The organism is Bradyrhizobium sp. I71 (genome assembly GCF_022354745.1).
Taxonomy (GTDB): domain Bacteria; phylum Pseudomonadota; class Alphaproteobacteria; order Rhizobiales; family Xanthobacteraceae; genus Bradyrhizobium; species Bradyrhizobium liaoningense.
Genome location: NZ_CP059398.1, coordinates 6,657,098 through 6,676,350, shown reverse-complemented (window position 1 = coordinate 6,676,350; position 19,253 = coordinate 6,657,098). Strand labels below are relative to the sequence as shown.

Sequence of the window (19,253 nt, the reverse complement as noted above, 5' to 3'; positions counted from 1 at the left end):
AGGTCACTCGAAGGCGGCCAGAAAGTCCAGGAGGTTGTCGCCGAGCAGGTTGACGTGGTCGCGCATCGCGCTGTGCGCCCGCTCGGGATCGTGGGCCAGGATCGCCTGCATGATCGCCTCGTGCTCGCGGACGGTATCGGCGATCCGGTTCGGCATCCGCGTCACCCGGCGGCGATAGGCCGCGACTTGATTGCGCAGCTTGCGGGTTTGATCCGCGAGGAAGGTATTGCGCGAAGCCTCGTAGATCGCTTCGTGGAATTCCTGGTTGATGTCGTAGAAGACGTCGATGTCGCCGGTCTCGCCTGCGGCGACAAGCCTCTGATGTATCTTGCCAATTTCAGAACCCCAGGCCTGGGACACGCGCCTTGCGGCAAGCCGCGCGCAGAGCCCTTCGAGCTCCGCCATGACCTGAAACATCTCGATCAGCGCCTGCGCCTTGATGCAGCGGACAGTCGCCCCCTGCCGGCCGCGCAGCTCGACCAGATTATTCGCAGCCATCAGGCGGAACGCCTCCCGCACCGGCGTGCGCGAGACGCCAAAACGCTGGGCGATCTCCTGCTCGTCGAGCCGGCTGCCCGGTTCGAGGTGGCCTGCCGCGATCGCCCCTTCGAGCTTCTGGCGCAAGCTCTCGGCGAGCGTCGTACCGGGGCTTGCGGCGAGGGTTTCGTGCCCATTTTTCACGCGCCTGCCGCCGGTATGTGCACCAATATCCGCCATTATGTTTCTCCGACGCCAAAAAACGTATACATAATAGCATTCTCACCCTAACGAAACGACCTACTTTCGGTCGGAGACCCACGTCTCTCCGACCTTTTCACCGTCGATCTCGCAAGTCTTATGCCTGATTTGCTCGGAAATGGCACTGGCACACGAGTTGCTAAGAGATTTCGACGCGGTCCGATTTCGTATGCGAATGACCGCCGCCATTATACAAGGACATGCTGGTGCAGGCCGCCCGCCTCCCCGATCCCGGACCGATCATTGAAGCCCCGCCGGCTCACCCGAAGCCTGAGCCGCTGCTCGAGCTGCGCGCAATCAACAAGACCTTCGACTCCGTCGCGGCACTCTCGGGACTTCAGGCAAGCGTTGTCCCCGGCGAGTTCGTCACCGTCGTCGGACCGAGTGGCTGCGGCAAGAGCACCCTTTTCAATATCGTCGCCGGTCTCGAGGAGCCCGATGCCGGCGGCATTCTGCGCTTCGAGGGCAAGAGTTGCCATGCCGCCGATCTGCTCGGCCGCGTCTCCTTCATGCCGCAGCGCGACCTGCTGTTTCCCTGGCGCAACGTGGTGGACAACGCCATTCTCGCGCTCGAAGTCGAGGGCATGCCGCGCGACCAGGCGCGCGCCAAGGCGCTGAAGATGCTGCCCGAGTTCGGGCTGGCCGGCTTCGAGAAGCAGTACCCCAATCAACTGTCCGGCGGCATGCGCCAGCGCGTCGCCCTGATGCGCACCTTCCTGTTCGAGCGTGACCTGATGCTGCTCGACGAGCCGTTCGGCGCGCTCGATGCGCTGACGCGGGCGATGATGCAGCGCTGGCTGCTCGATGTCTGGCAGAAATACCGCCGCACCATTCTTTTCATCACCCACGACGTCGACGAGGCGATCTTCCTCGGCGACCGCGTGCTGGTCATGACGGCGCGTCCTGGCTCAGTGAAGCTCGAACAGGCTGTCGATCTTCCGCGCCCGCGCCGGCCCGAGATCGTCACCTCCCCCGAATTCGTGCGCCTGAAGCGCACGCTGCTCGATGCGATCGAGGAGGAAAGCATGAAGTCGTTTCAATCCTCCATCGCGCAGGAGAAGTCGCAGTGAACGCGATGCCAGCGAAAGAACCGCAAGCCGCACCGCGCGGGATCGATCCGGCCGAATGGGATGCCCGGATAAAGCTCGCGGCCTGCTATCGTCTGGTCGCCAAGCTCGGCATGGACGATTTGATCTACAATCACATCTCCATGCGTGTGCCCGGCCATGACGATCAGTTCCTGATCAATCCCTATGGCCTGTTGTTCGACGAGATCACGGCGTCGAGCCTGGTGAAGATCGACACCAAGGGAAACAAGCTCGACGACACGCCGCAGGCCGTCAACGTCGCCGCTTTCGTCATCCACGCCGCGATCCACACCTCGAACCACGACGCGGCCTGCGTGCTGCACACCCATTCCGACGCGAGCGTCGCGGTTTCAGGACAGGAGAAAGGCCTGTTGCCGCTCAGCCAGTTCGCGATGCGCTTCTACGACCGCCAGGCCTTCCACGACTACGAAGGCGTCGCCATCGACCTCGACGAGCAGATCCGCCTGGTTCGCGATCTCGGTCCGCACAAGGTGATGCTGATGCGCAACCACGGCATCCTGACCGTCGGCCGCACGCCGGGCGAGGCCTTCATGCTGCTTTATTATTTCGAGCGGGCCGCGCGGATTCAGCTCCAGATGCAGGCCGCCGCAGCAGCCGGCGCCAAGCTGGTGATGCCGCCGCACGAGGTTTGCGAGAAGGCCGCCCGCCAGTTCTGGGAATTGCAGGGCGACATCCTCGTGCCCGGCGAACGCGAATGGCCGGCGCTGATGCGCCAGCTTGACCGCACCGATCCATCCTATCGCAATTGATTTTCACCGTCTGGAGTATGACCATGTTGAGCCGTCGCCACGCCCTCTTCGTCCTCTCCGCCATCGCACTGGCGACCGGCTCGCTTGTCACGGCTGCGCCCGCCGCAGAGTTGCAGAAGGCAAGCCTGCGGCTGAAATGGCTGCCGCAGGCGCAATTCGCCGGCTTCTACGTCGCGGCGGCCAAGGGCTACTACAAGGCCGAGGGCATCGACCTCACCATCAATCCCGGCGGGCCCAACCTGCTGACCGAAAACCTGGTCGCGACCGGCGCCGACACATTCGGCCTGTCCGGCGGCACCGACAGCGTGTTCGCTGCCCGCGACAAGGGACTGCCGATCGTCTGCATCGGCGTGTCGCACCAGATCACGCCCTTCATCTTCGTCACCCGCAAGGACGGGCCGGTGAAGACGATCCAGGATTTCAAGGGCAAGACCGTCACCACCTGGTTCACCGGCGCCAACCATGTGCTCAACGGCATGCTGGCCAAGGAAGGCATCAAGCCGGACGAGCTGAAGATCCAGCCGCAGCAGGTTTCGGTGACGCCGTTCGTCGATGGCAACGTCGACGTCATCACGGCGACCTACTACAACGAGTTCTACACCATCCAGTCGCGCATGCCGAAGGACAGCCTGAAGACCTTCGTCGCCGAGGACTACGGTATCACCTTCCCCCGCGACACGCTGATCGTGGCCGAGGCGACCGCCAAGGAGAAGCCGGAGCTGGTCAAGGCGTTCCTGCGCGCTTCGCTGAAGGGCTGGAAGGACGCCTTCTCCGATCCCAAGGGCGCCGTCGACACCGTGATGGCTGCAGCCCCGACGCTCGATCGGACGCAGCAGGAGTTCATGCTCACCGAGGTTAAGCGCCTGATGACCGCAGGCGCGGCCGCCAAGAACGGCATGTTCTGGATTGACGCCGACGCGGTCAAGACCGCCCACGACTTCTTCCTGAAGTATGGCGTGATCTCCAAGCCGCTCGATCTTGCCGCCGCCTATGACGCAAGCTTCATCCAGAGCGTTCCGGCGGCAGACCGCCTGCCGTGAGCAGCCCTGCCGCGTCATCGATTAGTAGCAGCCGCGCGACCGCACGGCGGATCGCAATGCCGGATTTCCTGCGCAAGCTGATCCGGCTCCTGCTCGGCCTCGCCATCGCGGCAGTGATCTGGGAAGGCGCGGTGCTGCTGTTCGGTATCCGGCCGTATTATCTGCCACGCCTCAGCACAATCCTGATGGCGATGGCGGCGACGCCTCGCGCCTATATCGACGGCTTCCTGCGGACCCTTGCCGAGACGCTGATCGGCTTTGCTTGCGGCGGCGCCTTCGGCGTGCTCATGGGCATCCTGTTCTTCCGCGTCCGCGCGCTGCGTGAGATGATCTTTCCGATCTTCGTGGTGTCGCAGACCATTCCGGTCATCGCCTTCGGCGCGCTGGTGGTGCTGTGGTTCGGCAACACGCTGCTCGCCAAGGCGATCATCGCATTCTACCTGACCTTCTTCCCGGTGACCGTTAATACGCTGCTCGGTCTCGAGACCGTCGATCCCAAGCAGGTCGCCCTGATGCGCAGCTTCGGCGCCTCCAATCGCCAGCTGCTACTGCGCCTGCAGCTGCCGACCGCGCTGCCGCAGATCTTCGTCGCGCTGCGGCTCGCCGCATCGCTGAGCCTCGTCGGTGCCATCGTCGGCGAATGGTTCGGCGACACCACCGGGCTCGGCGTGCTGCTGCTCCAGGCCATGTTTACCGAGAATGTCGTCGCGATCTGGGGCGCCCTGCTCGCCGCAGCCCTGCTCGGCACGGGCTTCTACGCAGTCGTCGCCGCGGTCGAACGACGGCTGGTGTTCTGGAGCGCCGAGCAATGAGCCGCGCGCTCGCCTCACCTTCGCTCGCCGTCCAGCGCGGCATCCTGGGCGCCGTCCTCCTGGTCGCATGCTGGGAGGGCGCGGCGCGCGGACTGCATCTGCCGGCCTATGTCCTGCCCGCCGTCAGCGACATCCTCGCAGGCCTCTGGTCCAAGCGCGCGACGCTCATTGACGCTGCCGGCTACACCCTGCTCGAAGCGCTGGTCGGCTATGGGCTCGGCTGCCTGATCGGGATCGGCCTCGCCGTCGCCATCGCATTGGTCCCGGCATTGCGCAGCGCGATCCTGCCGCTCGCCACCGCGATCAATTCGGTGCCCGTGGTCGGCTATTCCCCGCTGATCCTGCTCTGGTTCGGCATCGGGGTCAGCTCCAAGATCGTCATGGTGGCCATGGCCGTGAGCTTCGCCATCCTGCTGTCGATGCTGGCCGGGCTCGACCGTGTCGATCGTCGCGCTGTCGACCTCATGCGCAGCTTCGGGGCAAGCCGTTTCGGCGTGCTGTGGCGCCTGCGCCTGCCGACCGCCCTGCCGCTGCTGCTCGCCGGCATGCGCGTCTCCACGGTGCGCAGCGTGATCGTGGCGATCGTCACCGAAATGCTTGGCGCGCATGGCGGACTCGGCTGGGTGATCTATCAGGCCGTGCTCCAGATCGACTTCGTCCAGGTCTGGGCGGCGATCTTCGTCGCATCCGCGGCGAGCCTCGCCTTCTTCGGCCTGATCGGTTTCCTCGAACGCAAGATCCTGTTCTGGACGTGACGCCTGGAAACACACCATGAAACGACAGATGCATCTCGGCCTGTTCATCCTCGGCACCGGCAGCCATGTCGCGGGTTGGCGCTATCCCGGTGCGGTTGACAGCTTTCAGGACTTTGCCGCGATCCGGGAGATCGGCCGCTCCGCCGAGCGCGGCAAGTTCGACCTGATCTTCATGGGCGACAACCTCTATGCCGACGCTGCCGCCCATCCCTCCTACACGCTGCGGCTCGAGCCATTGACGATGCTCGCCGCGCTCGCGACCTCGACCAGTCATATCGGGCTCGGCGCCACCGTCTCCACCACCTACAGCGATCCCTTCTCGGTCGCGCGCGTGTTTGCTTCGCTCGATCACATCTCGAACGGTCGCGCCGCATGGAACGCGGTGACAACGGCCAATCCGGCAACCGCGGCGAATTTCGGCACGACCCATCCCGACCATGCCCGGCGCTATGAGATGGCGGGCGAGTTCCTTGACGTCGTCAAGGGGCTCTGGGACGGCTGGGCGGATGATGCGATCGTCGCCGACCGCACAACCGGTCTCTACATCGATCCCTCGAAACTGCGCGCAATCGACCACGAGAGCGCATTCTTCAAGGTCAAGGGCCCGCTCAACATCGGCCGCAGCCCGCAGGGCCACCCGGTCGTGCTCCAGGCCGGCGGCTCCAAGGCCGGACAGGCACTTGCCGCGCGCACCGCGGACATCGTGTTTTCGGTGGTGCAGGATATCGACGAAGCCAAGGCCGGTTACACCTCGCTGAAGATGCGGCTGCCTGCGTTCGGCCGCAAGGCCGAGGACGTCACCGTGCTCCCGGGAGTGATGCCCGTGGTCGGCCGCACCGACAAGGAGGCGTTCGAGAAGCTCAACGTGCTCCAGAGCTTCGTCAGCGGCAGCAATGCGCTCGCGATCCTGTCCGACCGTTTCGGCCGCGACATGTCGGCCTACGATCTCGACGGGCCGATCCCCGACATCGCACCGTCGGACAACTATCACAGCTTCGCCAGCGTCATGCTTGCCAAGGGCCGTCGCGAGAACATGACGCTGCGTGATCTCTACAATCTCACCGCCGCCGCCCGCGGCCATTGGGTGCTGTGCGGCTCGGCCGAGCGCATCGCGGACACGCTCCAGCTCTGGTTCGAAGAGCATGCCGCCGACGGCTTCAACGTCATGCCGCCCTATTTCCACGAAGGGTTCGAAGATTTCGTCCAGCTCGTCGTGCCGATCCTGCAGGAGCGCGGGCTGTTCCGTGCGGACTACGGGGGAACGACATTGCGCGATCATCTCGGCCTCGCGCGGCCGGCCAATCCGTTCTTCGCGGCTTAGAGCACGCCGGCAGTTCGCAGTGCCTGCTCGAGTGCCTGCAACTCGCCGCGTGTCGCTGGCGGCTGCGGCGGCCGCGCCGCATCGCATGACAGGCGTCCGAGCAATTTCAGGCACGCCTTGAGCCGCACGGTCGCCCGCCCTCCGGGCGCCTCACGATAGATCGCGACCGCCAGAGGATACAGCTTCTCATGCGCGGCGCGCGCCCGCTCCCAATCGCCGGCCTCGGCGGCAGTCCAGAGACCGACCACAAGCTCCGGCACGACGCAGGCGAGACTGACCTGGCTGCCGGCCGAGCCCACGATATAGCTCGTCATCAGGTGCTCATCGCCCGAGCCGAGCACGACGAACTCCGGTCGCAGTTTCCGGATCAGCCTGAGATTCTGTTCGTAGGTTGCGACCTCCCAGCTGCCCTCCTTCACCGCAACGAAGCGAGGATCGGCGGCAAGCCGCGTCAGCAGCGGCGGCGCGTAGGCCATCGCGCCCGCGCCGACGGGCGCAGCGTAGAGCATCAAGGGTACCGTCGTGGCATCGCGGATGTGGCGGTGATGTTCGATCACGCAATCATCGGCATGGCCGAGCGCCCAGCTGTTGGGAGGAAACACCAGCAGCCCGTCCGCACCGGCCTGTTCCAGCGCGGCCGCCTCGCGCGCGGCCTCCAGGCTGGATTCATGATTGACCCCGGAGACGATCAGGCATTCCTTCGCGTGCTGACGCGTCAGCTCCACCACGCGCCGCTTCTCCGACAGCGACAGCATGAAATTCTCGCCGGCGTGGCCGTTGACGAGGAGCCCATTGATGCCTGGCGTGGACGAAACCGAGATGACATGGGCTGCGAGTTGCGCCTCGTCGACCTCGAAATCGGGTGTCATCGGCAGGATGGTGGCGGCGTGAATGCCGCGCAGGCGATCGCTGAATGTCCGCATCGTGGCCGACATCGCCAGCTAGCGAATGATCTGGTCGAGGAACGTTCGCGCCCGCTCCGACTTCGGATGCTTGAAGAATTCCTCCGGCGCGGCCTGCTCGACCACCTTGCCCTCGTTCATGAACACGATGCGGTCGGCGACCTCGCGGGCAAAGCCCATCTCGTGGGTCACACACAGCATGGTCATGCCCTCTTCGGCGAGCTTCTTCATGGTCTCCAGCACCTCCTTGACCATTTCCGGGTCAAGCGCCGAAGTCGGCTCGTCGAACAGCATGATCTTGGGGCGCATGCACAGCGCCCGCGCGATCGCAACGCGCTGCTGCTGGCCACCCGAGAGCTGCCCGGGAAATTTCTCCGCCTGGTCCGGAATCCGCACTTTTGTGAGAAAATGCATGGCGAGATCCTTGGCCTCGGCCTCACTCATGCCATTCGCGGTCATCGGTGCCAGAGTGCAGTTCTCCAGCACCGTCATGTGCGGGAACAGATTGAAACTCTGGAACACCATGCCGGTGTCGCGCCTGACCGCGTCGATGTTCTTGCGCTGATGATCGAGCTCGACGCCGTTGACGTAGATCAGCCCTTCATCATGCTTCTCGATATGGTTGATACAGCGAATGAGCGTTGACTTGCCCGAGCCGGAGGGACCGCAGACCACGATCTTCTCGCCCTTGGCGACCTTGAGATCGACCTCGTTCAACGCGGTGAAGTCGCCATAGTGCTTGTAGACCGCCTCCATCCGGACCGCGGGCACCTGGCGGAGCTGCGGTTGCACTGTTGCACCTTCCGTCGTCGTCATCGACGCCTCGCTCATGCCCGGGCCTCCACGCTCGCCTGTGCGACCGGCGCCCTCGTCGCGACCTTCCTGGATTTCGCAACGCTCGATCGACCGAAATGTTTTTCCAGGCGGCGCTGGACCGCATCCCAGACCGATGTGAGGATCAGGTAATAGGCCGTTGCCGCCGCATAGACCTCGAGGATCTGGAAATGCTCCTGCATCAGCATGTCGCTGCGGCGCATGAGCTCCTCGACCGAGATCACGGAGGCGAGCGAGGTCGCTTTCAAGAGCGAGTTGATGGAATTGCCAAGCGGCGGGATCATCAGCCGAAACGCCTGCGGCAGGGTCACGCGGCGGAACGTCACCCAGGGCGACAGGCTGAGCGCCCAGGCGGCCTCACGCTGCCCCGCCGACACCGCCATGAAGCCGCTGCGTACGATCTCGGCGAGATAGGCCGCCTCGTTGAGGATCAGGCCGACGAGCGCGCAGATGATCACGCTGAACTTGATGCCCAGCTGCGGCAAGCCGCTGTAGATCACCACCAGCTGGATCAGAAGCGGCGTGCCGCGAAAGAACCAGATGTAAAAGCGCGCCGCTCCCGCGAGCACCGGATTGGACGACATGCGCAGCAACGCGATGCCCAAGCCGAGGATCAATCCGCCGACGACCGCCGCCACCGTCAAGCCGATGGTGACGAGGACTCCCTTCATCAGGAAGTAATTGAAAAAGTAGCTGACGGCGGCCGTCGGACTGAAATGGCTCATCGGCTCTTCTCCGTGGGTATCAGGCCGGACCGGGGCCGGCGATCGCAAGCGGCTGATCGGCCGGCATACTGGTCAGGCCGAACTTGTCGAACAGGGCCTGGTAGCTGCCGTCGGCGCGCATCGCGTTGAGCGCCTTGACGACGGTATCGGCGACCGTCTTGTTGCGGAAACCAAGCGTGGTCCTGGCCGTGCCGAGCCCGCTCAGGACTTCCTTCACACGACCACGGCCGACCAGATCGCGTGCCACGCTGTCGACCAGCAGCGCATTGTCGACCTGGCCCGCAAGCAGGGCGCTGATGACGTTGGTCGCAGTCGGGAACGTCCGCATCTCGACGGCCGCTCCGCCTTTCGCTACGCTGGCATCGCTGAGCTTCTTGAGCCAGTTCATCTGGTAGCTGCTGACCTCGACGGCGGATGATTTTCCGATCAGATCGTTTTCGGTAGCAATTTTTGTGCCGCTGTCGGGAGCCACCACGACCGAAATGGCCTGAATAGCGTAAGGCACCATGTACATCAGCTTGGAGCGCTCCTCGGTCCAGAACATGCCGGTATTCACGCCATCGATGCGCGCTGCGCCCAAAGCAGGAATCATCGCTGGAAAATCCATCCGAACGAGTTCGACCGGAAGACACAACCGTTTGCCGAGCTCGGCGGCGAGCTCGACGTTGAGGCCCTGCAACTGGCCGTCCTTGTCGACGAATTGCTGCGGCGGATTGGTCGGGTTGATGGAGAGCTGCAATTTGCCGGGCGCAATCAGTTTGTCATCGGTGATTACGGGCGTACAGGCGGCATGCACCGCCGTGGATGCAAGAACGAGTGCGGCGGCCGCACTCAAGCGAAACAGTGTCGAGACCATGGATACCTCCAGTAAGACGCCAATGACCGATGCAGTTCCTCGCCCGGGATTCCCCTCGACATTTCTTGGATGCGGCCGGCCGGATCTCGCGACACGGCAGGCAGCACCGGCTTCGATCTGCTCAAGCCGATCCCGACATCGGCCTGAGCTGAATGCGCATGAAATTCTTCACCAGGGATTCGAACGGACCAAAGCCCTTCACCTTCAGGAACTCCGGCGTCTCGAACGCCCAGCTGCCCGCGACCTCGTACATGGCGGCGTATTTCGGCCCGTCGCCGACGGTGACGAAGCGCTTTGCCGAGAGCCAGCCGGGACAAGCGAGCAGATCAGGAAAATGCTTCTGCTCGTACCAGGCGTTGAACGCCGCCTCGTGCTCGGGATCGATGTCGACCCGCACGATGTGGATGAAGGCGTCGTCCGGCATCGGCTCGCCCCTCATGCTAAGTGCGGATGTCGCCGGCCGCGCGCGCCGCGCCGACGATGGTTGCAATGGCATCGCACAGCGCTGGAAGAACCGGCAGCAGCGGCGGCCGCGGATCGGCGTTGCGGATCAGGCCGAGCGCCTTCAGCCCGACCTTCATGCGGGTGTGCATGTCCATGATCGGGGCAGGCCCGTAGATGGCGCGGACGATCGGATAGAGTCGCTCGTTGACGGCGCGCATCGTCTTGAGGTCGTCGGCGAGCGAGGCCTGCCAGAGCGCTGCGAACAGATGCGGCGCGAGGCTGACAAGGCCGGAGAGAATGCCGTCACCGCCGACGGCGAGCTGCGGCAAGAACCAGTTGAAGTTCGACGGCAGGATCGCGACAGAGCGATCGGCCTGGTTCACCGCTCGCCGGTTCTCGTCATAGGCCAGCATGGTGTCGCTGCCCTCCTTGATGGCGATGACGCTGTCGAGCGCGGCGATTTTCGCGAGAGTCTCCGACGAATAGCCAAACCCGGACGCAAGCGGGTACTGGAAGATCGACACGGGAATTCCGATCGCGGAGCTGACCGCCTGCACGAAAGCCAGCGGCGCGCGTGAGGTCGTCGAGGCGCCGCCGCCTAGCGGCGCAGGCGGGAACAACACGGCGCAATCGGCGCCGGCCGCTTCCGCGAGCTGGGCCTGGTGGATCGCTTCCGCCGTCGAATGCGCGATGATGCCTGAAAGCAGCGGCTTGGCGCCGATCTGCCGGCGCGTCCGCTCGATCACGGCCTGACGCTCGTCATCCGAAAGCGATCCGCCCTCGCCCGCGTGACCATTGACGAACACCGCCGCGATGCCATCAGGGCAGGCGCAATAGTCCAGCACGCGGGCATAGCCGTCCCAGTCGATCGAGATGTCGTCCTTGAAGGGCAGCACGGTAGCCACCGTGACGCCACGCAGATCAAGTTTCTTCATCGGCTTGCTCATGACGGTTTCCGCCGTGGAAATTTCAGGCTTGCGCGTGCCTTCAGCACTTCGAGGCCGCCCTCGTTGCGCGCGCTCGCCTCCCAGATGATGGTGCGGGTCTCATCGTGCTGCTCGGCGATCCAGACATCGAAGGTGAGCGTGTCGCCGTAGAAAACCGGACCCGTGAACCAGAACCGGTCCTCCACGGAGACGCCGATCGTGCCGACGAGCTCAGAGGTGAGGATGCTCGTGCAGAGGCCGGCGACCATGATCCCCGGCGCCAGCCTACGGCCGAAGCGGGTCGCGCCGGCATAGATCTCGTCGACATGGACCGGGCCGAAATCGCCGGTGGCGGCGATGTAGAGCGCGCCATCAGCCTCGGTGATGGTCTTGCTCAGGCTGACCCTGTCATTGACCTTGAGATCGTCGAAGGATTTCGGCTCGTACATGGCTCAGGCCTTCGCGAAGGGAACCAGCGTCGCGGTGCCGTCCACCACGGTGGCGCCTGAGGGCGACAGCGTGCAGGTGACCCGGCAGACTGCGTCGTCACCTGTGACCGAAACGATCTCGGCCCTGGCCTCGACGGACTCGCCAACGATCACGGGCGCCGCAAAATTCAGCGCAATGCTACCGATCCGCCGCGTGGGACCACCGAGCTGGCTCAGGCAGGTGGTGGCGAGACCGCCAACGGCAAGCTCGAAGGCGACCATGTTCGACGCGCCGGCCTTCTTGGCGCGCACGGCATCGACATAGAGGCCGCCGAGATTGCCGCTGATGCCAGTGAACATCGCCTGCTCGGCCACAGTCATGGTCTTGCGGAAAGCGAAGGCGGCGCCGGGGTTGAGAGGTGTGTGGGACATCGATCGTTTCCTAGAGCTGCAAGCCGTTCTTGATGGTGCTGCGCGCGACCAGCATGCGGTGGATTTCGGAGGTGCCGTCATAGATGCGGGTGACGCGGGCGTCGCGATACATCCGCTCCAGCGGCAGGTCTTTGCTGAAGCCCATGCCGCCGAACACCTGGATGGCACGGTCGACCACGCGGCCCTGCATCTCGGACGCCGCGACCTTGATCATCGAGACCTTGTCGCGCGCATCCTTGCTCTGGTCGATGTCCCAGGCGGCGTTCATCACCATCATCTTCACGCCGAAGATCTCGGTGGCGGAATCGGCGATCAGCTTCTGCACCATCTGGAAATCGCCGATCAGCTGGCCGAACTGGCGCCGCTCGCCGGCGTGCCTGCGCATCATCTCCAGCGCGCGCTGCGCCATGCCGACGGCGCGCGCGCCGATATGGGCAAGCCGGATCTGAAGCACGCTCTGCATGATCAGCTTGAAGCCGCCACCGACCTCGCCGAGCACGGCCGTCTTCGGGATGCGGCAGTCCTCGAAGCTCAACTCAGCGTGGCCATAGCCGCGATGGCCCATCATCGGCTGGGTGCGCGCGACCTTGAAGCCGGCCGTAGCTCGGTCGACCAGGAACAGGGTAATGCCGCCGCGGGCGCGCTTGTCCTTGTCGGTCAGCGCCATCAGGATGATGTAGTCGGCGATGTCGCCGTCGCTGATGAAGTGTTTGGTGCCGTTGAGCACCCATTCGTCGCCGTCGAGATGCGCGGTCGTGCTGATCGACGCGGCGTCGGAGCCGGCGCCGGGCTCGGTGATCGCCATGGCGCAGATCTTGTCCCCCTTCACGGTCGGCAGCAGGTAACGCTCGACCTGGTCGCCCTTGCAGGCCATCAGCATCGGATAGACCTGGCCGAACACGCGGCGGATCAGCGCATCCGAGGTCTTGCCGAACTCCTCCTCGACAAGGCAATGCTCGACGCAAGTTAACCCGCCGCCGCCGACATCCGCCGGCATGTTCATGGCGTAAAGGCCGAGCTTTTGCGCCTTGGCCTTGGTGACCGCCAGCGCGTCGGCCGGCACCTTAGCCGTCTGCTCGACGACGTCTTCGAGCGGTTGCACCTCCGTCTCGACGAAACGGCGGACGGTATCGACCAGCAGGCGCGTCTCCTCGGGGAGAGAAAAATCGATCATCGCGCCACTCCCACGGCCTTGCCGGCGATCATCGCGTCAATGTCGGCAGCGCCATAGCCGATCTCGCCGAGCACCTCGCACGTCTGCGCACCCAGCCGCTGCGGCACCAGCCGTACCTCCGGCGTCTGCCCGTCATAGCGCGCGGGATGGGCGACCATCCGGATTGGCGCGCCGCCTGCACTTTCGGCGCTCTTGAACACGCCGAGATGCCTAAGCTGAGGATCGGACTCGAGATCGCGATAGTCCTGCACCGGCGCATGCCAGACCCGCGCGGCTTCAAGCGAAGGCAGCCAGTCGGACGTCGACTTCTGCTTCAGCCTGATAGCAACGATCCGCGTGATCTCCTCGCGCTTCGAGAAGCTGTCGGTGTCGGCGAATTGCTGCAGCTCTTCGCTCTCAAGCGCGACCGCGAGCGCGCTCGGCGTCGCCATGGAGATCGCCATATGACCGTCCGCCGTGGCGTGGACGCCGTAAGGCCCGGGGCTGAACCACGCCGCGATACCGGCCGGACCGCGCGAGGTCGGCGATGGCGCGCCATTCAACCACGCCGTCAGCGGCTCGACCTGGAGATCCAGCGCGGCCTGATAGAGATTGACCTCGACGAGCTGCCCCTTGCCGCTCTTCGTTCGTGCGAACAATGCCGCCAGAATGCTCATGGCATAGAGTGAGGCGGCGTGCTGATCGACGATGACAGCGCCAACCGCCGTCGGCTCGCCGTCCGCCCGCCCGGTCCGCATCGCAAGGCCGGACATCGCCTGGAGCAGCAGATCCTGGCCGGGGCGATCCTTGTACGGCCCCTCCGATCCGAACCCGGTCGCCGCCGCATAGATCAGGGCGGGGTTGATTGCCTTCAGCGTGTCGTAGCCGAGACCGAGCTTGACCATGGTGCCCGGCCGGAAATTCTCCATTACGACATCGGCGGTCGCGACCAGCCTCTTCACCGCGGCGACGCCGTCGGGATGCTTGAGATCGACGGCGAGGCTGCGCTTGTTGCGCCCCGTAGCCAGATGATTGACGCTGTCGCCTGCGACAAAATGGTTGGCGACCGCCCAGTTGCGCTGAAACGCACCCTCGATCGGCTCGATCGCGATGACGTCGGCGCCGAGATCGGCGAGCGTCTGCGCGGCAAGTGGACCCGCGAGATAGTGATTGAAACTGAGGATCTTGACGCCGTCGAGCAGGTTCATGCGTTTACACCATGCTGGCGCTCAGGCTTTCGCATTTGAGAATGCTTCGTCCATCGCGCGATGTCTTCGCATGAAGCGTAAGCTGACACCTGAACGACCGACAACATCGCCATCAATTATTTTCCGAGCGAGGTTGATAACCGAAATCTATGATGCACACTGTCATCGCTCACTCATGACCGGACCATGCGAGATGAATCTTAGACAGCTTGAAATCCTGCGCGCCGTGATGCGCACGCGATCCACGGTCGCGGCGGCGAAGGATCTCGGCATGTCGCAGCCCGCCGTCAGCAACGCCATCAAGCATGCGGAGACCACGCTCGGCTTCCTGCTGTTCGACCGCGTCAACAAGCGCATGGTCCCGACGCAGGAGGCGCAGATCCTGCTCGCGGAGGCCGAGCCGCTGTTCCTGATGCAGGATCTGATCAGCCAGACGGCCGCGCATCTGCGCGCCGGCCGCAAGGGGCGGATGCGGATCGTCGCCACCTCCGAACTGTCGGAATCGCTCCTGCCGCAGGTGGTCGCGCGTTTCAGCAGCGATCACGGCGGGGTCGAGATCTCGCTGGAGACGCAGCGGCTCGACGACCTCCTGGAATATGTCGAGACCGGCATCGTCGACATCGGCTTCGCCATGGAGCCGCATCCGCGTCCGACGCTGGACTATTTGCCGCTGGCCCAGCTCGACATGGTCTGCGCCTGCCCGGCCGACAGTCCGCTGGCGCAATTGAGCTTCGTCAGTCCGACCGATCTGCGCGATATGCCTCTGATCAACGCCCGCACCTCGAGCCGCATCAGCAGCCTGATCCAGGAGGCGTTTCGCCGCAGCGCCGTCAACTTCGCGCCCGCCATTGAGGTGCGCTTCATGAATGTCGCCGGACATTTCGTCGAAGAAGGGCTCGGGGTGACCATCATGGACGAGCTGACGGCGTCCTCGACGCGCTATAGCCGCCTCAGTAGCATACCGTTCAAACCGAAGACCGAGGTCACCATATCTGCCGTCGTGCCGGCCGGCCGCATGCAGCAACGGCTGACGCAATCCCTGATCAGGCACGCGCGCGAGGAGATCGCGGCCCGGATTGCAGTGGCGCGGCAGTGAGGCCTTCATGCGCTCGCCCGCTTTGGTGCATCCGGCCAGGTCAGACCGAGGCGCCCGACCAACGCCAGCGCGGCAGCATCCTGTGCTGCGGGAAGTGGCAGTCGCGGCGGGCGCGGATGGCCGGCTGCAAAGCCCATATGACCGAGCAGCGCCTTGCTGCCGGCGACGTAGGCCTGGCCGCCGACGAACTCGATCACCGGCAGGTATTTGAGATAGAGCTCGCGCGCGTCCTTGATCGCGCCGTGGTCGGCGACGAGGCTGAAGATGCGGGCCATCTCCGCCGGAACCACGTTGGAGGCCACGGCCACCCAGCCCTGCGCGCCCTCGACGAAGGATTCGAAGCCGAGGATGCCGCCGAACACCGTCATCCTGTCGCCGCAGAGGCGGATGATGTCGCGCACGCGCGTCACCTCCAGCGTCGACTCCTTGATATAGAGGCAGTTGTCGATCTCGGCGATGCGCGCCACAAGTGACGGCTTGAGATCGACATTGGCGGTCGCGGGATTGTTGTAGACCATGATCGGCAGCGCGATCGCATCGGCCACCGTTTTGTAGTGATGAACGAGTTCGTCGTCGGTCGGCGTCGAATAGTATGGCGGGATGATCATCACGCCGTCGGCGCCCAGTTTTTCAGCACGGCGACTGAGGCGCACCACTTCGCGCGTATCCTCCGCACCGGTGCCGATCAGCACGGGGACGCGGCCCGCGGCCTGGCGAATGACGACCTCGGCAACCAGCGCCTTCTCGTCATCGTCCATGGAGAGGAACTCGCCGGTCGACCCGAGCGGGATCAGCCCGTAAATGCCCTGCGCGATCTGCCAGTCGACGAAGGCGCGCAATGCCGCGACATCGACCTCGCCCGCTGCCGTGAACGGGGTGATCATGACGGTATAGGTGCCGCGGAACGTCTTCATCAGGGTACTGCCGGGTGCTCGGGTGGATTCAGGCGATGGGAGCCCTCTGCGGAATATCCGCACGCTTTATGCAATCGTTTGCATAAACGGCTCTGCATTGGGCAACACCATCCATTTTTTGAGCTTGATCCGCGTGGAGTATGCTCATAACGTTTCTGCAATCGTTTGCACTCTATCGGCAGGTTTGATGAGCGTCACGCTCAAAGATGTGGCGCAGGCGGCCCGTGTTTCAGTCAGCACTGCATCCCGAGCGCTGACGGGAACCGGCCTGACCAGCGAGCGCACGCAGCAGCGCCTGGCGCGCATCGCGCGCGAGCTTGGCTATCGGCCGAACCCGATCGCACGCGGCCTCAAGACCGGACAGTCCCGGCTCGTCGCGCTGCTCGTCCACAATCTCACCAACGCCTCGTTCCAGGTAATGGCCGAAGTGGTGCAGGCGCGCCTGAAGGCGCTGGGCTATCAGATGCTTCTGTGCATCGGCGGCGACGATCCGCAGCAGGAGAGCGACACCCTCACCACGCTGGTCGACCACCGCATCGACGGGCTGATCGTGGTGCCGACCGGCAAGAACGGCCCGCAGCTTAAGGCGCTGGCGAAGGACATACCGATCGTCTGCCTGGTGCGGCGCGATGACGCGACCGATCTCGAAACCGTGCTTGCGGACGACCCGCAAGGCGCTTATCTGGGCACACGTCACCTGATCGAGCTCGGGCACAAGCGCATCGGACTGATCGTCGGCCGCCAGGACACGACGTCAGGCCGCGAACGGCTGTCCGGTTATGTCCGCGCGCTGCGTGAGGCCGGCATCGCCAGGGACGACACATTGATTCATGCCGGCCACTACGTGCCCGAGACCGGCGCGACCTGCTGCCGCAAGCTGCTCGATCTATCCCGCCCGCCGAGCGCGATCTTCGTCGCCAATCACGAAGCGACGCTCGGCGTGTTGCGCGTCACCGCGGAGCGGAACATCGCCATTCCCGATGATCTCTCGCTGCTCTGCTACGAAGACATGCCATGGTTCGAATGGCATCGCCCGGCCATCAGCATCGTCGACAACGGCGCCCGGGATCTCGCCAATCTCGCCGTCGACCGGCTGCTGCATCGCATGGATGCCAAGGGAAGCAGCAATGACGGCGTCCGCGAATATCGCGTCGGCGCCCGGCTGATCCAGCGCGACTCCTGCCGCCAGATCGACACCCCGGCCCCTGCGAAATCCGCAAAATCCAAATCGTCCTCACCCAAATCGTCTGCGGCCAAATCCGCGAAAGTCTGATCGATGCCCTATGTCGAAGTGCTCGCCCCGCAAGCTCCAGCCCAGCGCAAGGCCGCACTGGCGCAGTCCGTGACCGACGGCCTGATGTCGGCTTTCGGTGTCACCGCCGATACGGTCACACTCTATTTTCTGAACATTGCGCCGGATGACTACGCCCATGCCGGCAGGTTCGGCGCTCAGGTCACCGGCCAGCGCATCCTGCTCAAGGTGCACGCCTTCCGCCGCAGCGAGGCCGAGCGGCGCGCTGCCGCGATCGCGCTGACGCGCGCCGTTTGCAGCGCCTATGGCGTGCCGGGCGACGACGTCGCGGTCTATTTCTGCGATCGCGACCGCAGCGAGGTCTCCCACGATTCCAAGCTCGCCAGCGACTGACGGGAGCACGCCCATGGACCGCTTCTACAGCCAAGACCAGAAAGCCCTGCGCGAGACCGCCCGCCGCTTCGCGGAAGCCGAGATCCTGCCGCGCGCCGCCGCGATCGATCGCGAGGACCGCTTCGATCGAACGCTCTACAAGGGCATGGCTGATCTCGGCCTGTTCGGCATCTGCCTGCGCGAAGGCGCCGGCGGCGCCGGTCTCGATGCGGTCGCAGCCTGCATCGCGATGGAGGAGCTCGCGCGCTGCTCCGGCGCGGTCGCCAATGCCTTCGCGATCCCGGTCGAGGCCGTGCTGTTCTTCGACCATCACGGCACCGAGGCGCACAAGGCGCTGATCCCGCAGATTCTGAGCGGCGACATCATTCCCGCGACGGCGGTCTCCGAGCCCGATCACGGCTCCGATGTAGCTAGCATCCGCACCAACGCGGTACGCGAGGGCAATGGCTGGCGGCTCAACGGCACCAAGGCCTGGGTGACGCTCGGCGGCGTCGCCGACCGCATCATGGTGTTCGCGCGCACCGGCGCGGATGCGGGCCATCGCGCCATCTCGTGCCTCCTCGTCGACGGCGCCCTGCCCGGCATCGCCCGCGGCAAGAACGAGGAATTGCTCGGCATGCACGGCCTCGACGACTGCCAGATCACCTTCTCCGACGTGCGCCTGCCAGCTGACAGCGTGATGGGGCCGGAGAACCAGGCCTTCAAGATGGCGATGAGCAATTTCAACTTCAGCCGGCTGATGATGGCGTCGATGGCGCTCGGCATGGCGCAGGCCGCGTTCGAGGACGCGACCACCTATGCCAGGGACCGCAAGCAGTTCGGTCAAGCCATCATCGGCTTCCAGGCGGTGCAGTTCATGCTCGCGGACATGTCGACCGACATCGCCGCCGCGCGCCTGCTGATCCACCATGCCGCGCGCCTGCACGATGCCGGCGAGCCGATCGCCAAGGAGGCGGCGCAGGCAAAGCTGTTCACCACCGACATGGCGATGAAGCACGTCTCCAACGCGCTGCAGATCCACGGCGGCAACGGCTATTCGCGCGAGTATCGGATCGAGCGAATCTTCCGCGACGTCCGCCTCGCCCAGATCTACGAGGGCACCAACCAGATCCAGCGGCTGATCATCGCCCGCCAAGTCGAGAAGGAGGCCGCGTGATGCGGGAAGC

General features: G+C 64.6%; 22 protein-coding genes. 10 read left to right on the top strand and 12 right to left on the bottom strand.

The genetic code is table 11. The features are described 5' to 3' along the window. Positions 1-3: 3 nt before the first annotated feature. Positions 4-717 carry a GntR family transcriptional regulator gene (locus FJV43_RS31665; RefSeq protein ID WP_239622933.1) on the bottom strand — a complete coding sequence of 238 codons (714 nt, stop codon included), beginning with the start codon at positions 715-717 and terminating at the stop codon, positions 4-6. Positions 718-944: 227 nt separating this feature from the next. Between FJV43_RS31665 and FJV43_RS31660 the strand changes: the two genes are divergently transcribed. Genes FJV43_RS31660 through FJV43_RS31635 form a run of 6 tightly spaced genes read left to right on the top strand, consistent with a single transcriptional unit; the run spans position 945 to position 6,524 of the window. Continuing rightward, positions 945-1,808, top strand: coding sequence for an ABC transporter ATP-binding protein (locus FJV43_RS31660; protein WP_239622932.1), 864 nt, complete (start codon positions 945-947; stop codon positions 1,806-1,808). After that, positions 1,805-2,596 carry a class II aldolase/adducin family protein gene (locus FJV43_RS31655; RefSeq protein WP_239622931.1) on the top strand — a complete coding sequence of 264 codons (792 nt, stop codon included), beginning with the start codon at positions 1,805-1,807 and terminating at the stop codon, positions 2,594-2,596. Before FJV43_RS31660 ends, FJV43_RS31655 begins: the two co-directional genes overlap by 4 nt. A gap of 23 nt (positions 2,597-2,619) precedes the next feature. After that, entirely contained in the window at positions 2,620-3,636 is a 1,017-nt protein-coding gene (locus FJV43_RS31650) for an ABC transporter substrate-binding protein (protein WP_239622930.1), read from the top strand. A gap of 56 nt (positions 3,637-3,692) precedes the next feature. Further along, positions 3,693-4,448, top strand: a complete 756-nt coding sequence (locus FJV43_RS31645; protein ID WP_239622929.1) for an ABC transporter permease — start codon at positions 3,693-3,695, stop codon at positions 4,446-4,448. Beyond that, positions 4,445-5,203: an ABC transporter permease gene (locus FJV43_RS31640; RefSeq protein ID WP_239622928.1), complete on the top strand. Its 759-nt coding sequence runs from the start codon at positions 4,445-4,447 to the stop codon at positions 5,201-5,203. The genes FJV43_RS31645 and FJV43_RS31640 overlap by 4 nt, the downstream gene beginning before the upstream one ends. Before the next feature lie 16 nt (positions 5,204-5,219). Beyond that, positions 5,220-6,524, top strand: coding sequence for an LLM class flavin-dependent oxidoreductase (locus FJV43_RS31635; protein WP_239622927.1), 1,305 nt, complete (start codon positions 5,220-5,222; stop codon positions 6,522-6,524). Here the strand turns inward: FJV43_RS31635 and FJV43_RS31630 are convergent. From FJV43_RS31630 to FJV43_RS31585, 10 genes are all read right to left on the bottom strand, one after another. Then, positions 6,521-7,447: a dihydrodipicolinate synthase family protein gene (locus tag FJV43_RS31630; RefSeq protein WP_239622926.1), complete on the bottom strand. Its 927-nt coding sequence runs from the start codon at positions 7,445-7,447 to the stop codon at positions 6,521-6,523. The two genes, FJV43_RS31635 and FJV43_RS31630, sit on opposite strands and share 4 nt — an antisense overlap. Before the next feature lie 18 nt (positions 7,448-7,465). Further along, positions 7,466-8,257: an amino acid ABC transporter ATP-binding protein gene (locus FJV43_RS31625; protein ID WP_275973691.1), complete on the bottom strand. Its 792-nt coding sequence runs from the start codon at positions 8,255-8,257 to the stop codon at positions 7,466-7,468. Continuing rightward, positions 8,254-8,985 (bottom strand): amino acid ABC transporter permease, encoded by a 732-nt coding sequence (locus FJV43_RS31620; RefSeq protein ID WP_239622925.1) that lies wholly within the window; start codon positions 8,983-8,985, stop codon positions 8,254-8,256. Before FJV43_RS31620 ends, FJV43_RS31625 begins: the two co-directional genes overlap by 4 nt. Positions 8,986-9,004: 19 nt before the next feature. Continuing rightward, a complete protein-coding gene (locus FJV43_RS31615; protein ID WP_239622924.1) occupies positions 9,005-9,841 on the bottom strand; it encodes an ABC transporter substrate-binding protein in 837 nt (278 codons plus the stop codon). 121 nt (positions 9,842-9,962) lie between these two features. Continuing rightward, positions 9,963-10,265 (bottom strand): DUF4286 family protein, encoded by a 303-nt coding sequence (locus tag FJV43_RS31610; RefSeq protein WP_239622923.1) that lies wholly within the window; start codon positions 10,263-10,265, stop codon positions 9,963-9,965. Between the two features lie 16 nt (positions 10,266-10,281). Further along, complete coding sequence (locus tag FJV43_RS31605; protein ID WP_239622922.1) at positions 10,282-11,232, bottom strand: dihydrodipicolinate synthase family protein; 951 nt, start codon at positions 11,230-11,232, stop codon at positions 10,282-10,284. Then, positions 11,229-11,660 (bottom strand): MaoC/PaaZ C-terminal domain-containing protein, encoded by a 432-nt coding sequence (locus FJV43_RS31600; protein ID WP_239622921.1) that lies wholly within the window; start codon positions 11,658-11,660, stop codon positions 11,229-11,231. Before FJV43_RS31600 ends, FJV43_RS31605 begins: the two co-directional genes overlap by 4 nt. Before the next feature lie 3 nt (positions 11,661-11,663). Further along, complete coding sequence (locus tag FJV43_RS31595) at positions 11,664-12,071, bottom strand: MaoC/PaaZ C-terminal domain-containing protein (RefSeq protein ID WP_239622920.1); 408 nt, start codon at positions 12,069-12,071, stop codon at positions 11,664-11,666. Positions 12,072-12,081: 10 nt separating this feature from the next. Further along, on the bottom strand, positions 12,082-13,245 hold the full coding sequence (locus FJV43_RS31590) for an acyl-CoA dehydrogenase family protein (RefSeq protein WP_239622919.1): 1,164 nt from the start codon (positions 13,243-13,245) through the stop codon (positions 12,082-12,084). Further along, the gene (locus FJV43_RS31585) at positions 13,242-14,432 is read right to left on the bottom strand and encodes a CoA transferase (protein WP_239622918.1); all 1,191 of its coding nucleotides are present in this window, start codon (positions 14,430-14,432) and stop codon (positions 13,242-13,244) included. Before FJV43_RS31585 ends, FJV43_RS31590 begins: the two co-directional genes overlap by 4 nt. A gap of 193 nt (positions 14,433-14,625) precedes the next feature. Between FJV43_RS31585 and FJV43_RS31580 the strand changes: the two genes are divergently transcribed. After that, positions 14,626-15,528 carry a LysR family transcriptional regulator gene (locus tag FJV43_RS31580; protein WP_239622917.1) on the top strand — a complete coding sequence of 301 codons (903 nt, stop codon included), beginning with the start codon at positions 14,626-14,628 and terminating at the stop codon, positions 15,526-15,528. 5 nt (positions 15,529-15,533) lie between these two features. Here FJV43_RS31580 and dapA read toward each other — a convergent pair whose 3' ends face one another. After that, positions 15,534-16,445 carry a 4-hydroxy-tetrahydrodipicolinate synthase gene (gene dapA, locus FJV43_RS31575; RefSeq protein WP_239629698.1) on the bottom strand — a complete coding sequence of 304 codons (912 nt, stop codon included), beginning with the start codon at positions 16,443-16,445 and terminating at the stop codon, positions 15,534-15,536. 184 nt (positions 16,446-16,629) lie between these two features. Here dapA and FJV43_RS31570 point away from each other — a divergent pair, with 184 nt between their 5' ends. The 3 genes from FJV43_RS31570 to FJV43_RS31560 are packed head-to-tail and all read left to right on the top strand — an operon-like array spanning position 16,630 to position 19,243. Further along, entirely contained in the window at positions 16,630-17,715 is a 1,086-nt protein-coding gene (locus FJV43_RS31570) for a LacI family DNA-binding transcriptional regulator (RefSeq protein ID WP_239622916.1), read from the top strand. A 3-nt stretch (positions 17,716-17,718) separates the two neighbouring features. Further along, positions 17,719-18,087, top strand: a complete 369-nt coding sequence (locus tag FJV43_RS31565) for a hypothetical protein (RefSeq protein ID WP_239622915.1) — start codon at positions 17,719-17,721, stop codon at positions 18,085-18,087. A gap of 13 nt (positions 18,088-18,100) precedes the next feature. After that, positions 18,101-19,243, top strand: coding sequence for an acyl-CoA dehydrogenase family protein (locus tag FJV43_RS31560; RefSeq protein ID WP_239622914.1), 1,143 nt, complete (start codon positions 18,101-18,103; stop codon positions 19,241-19,243). The last annotated feature ends 10 nt before the right edge of the window (positions 19,244-19,253 follow it).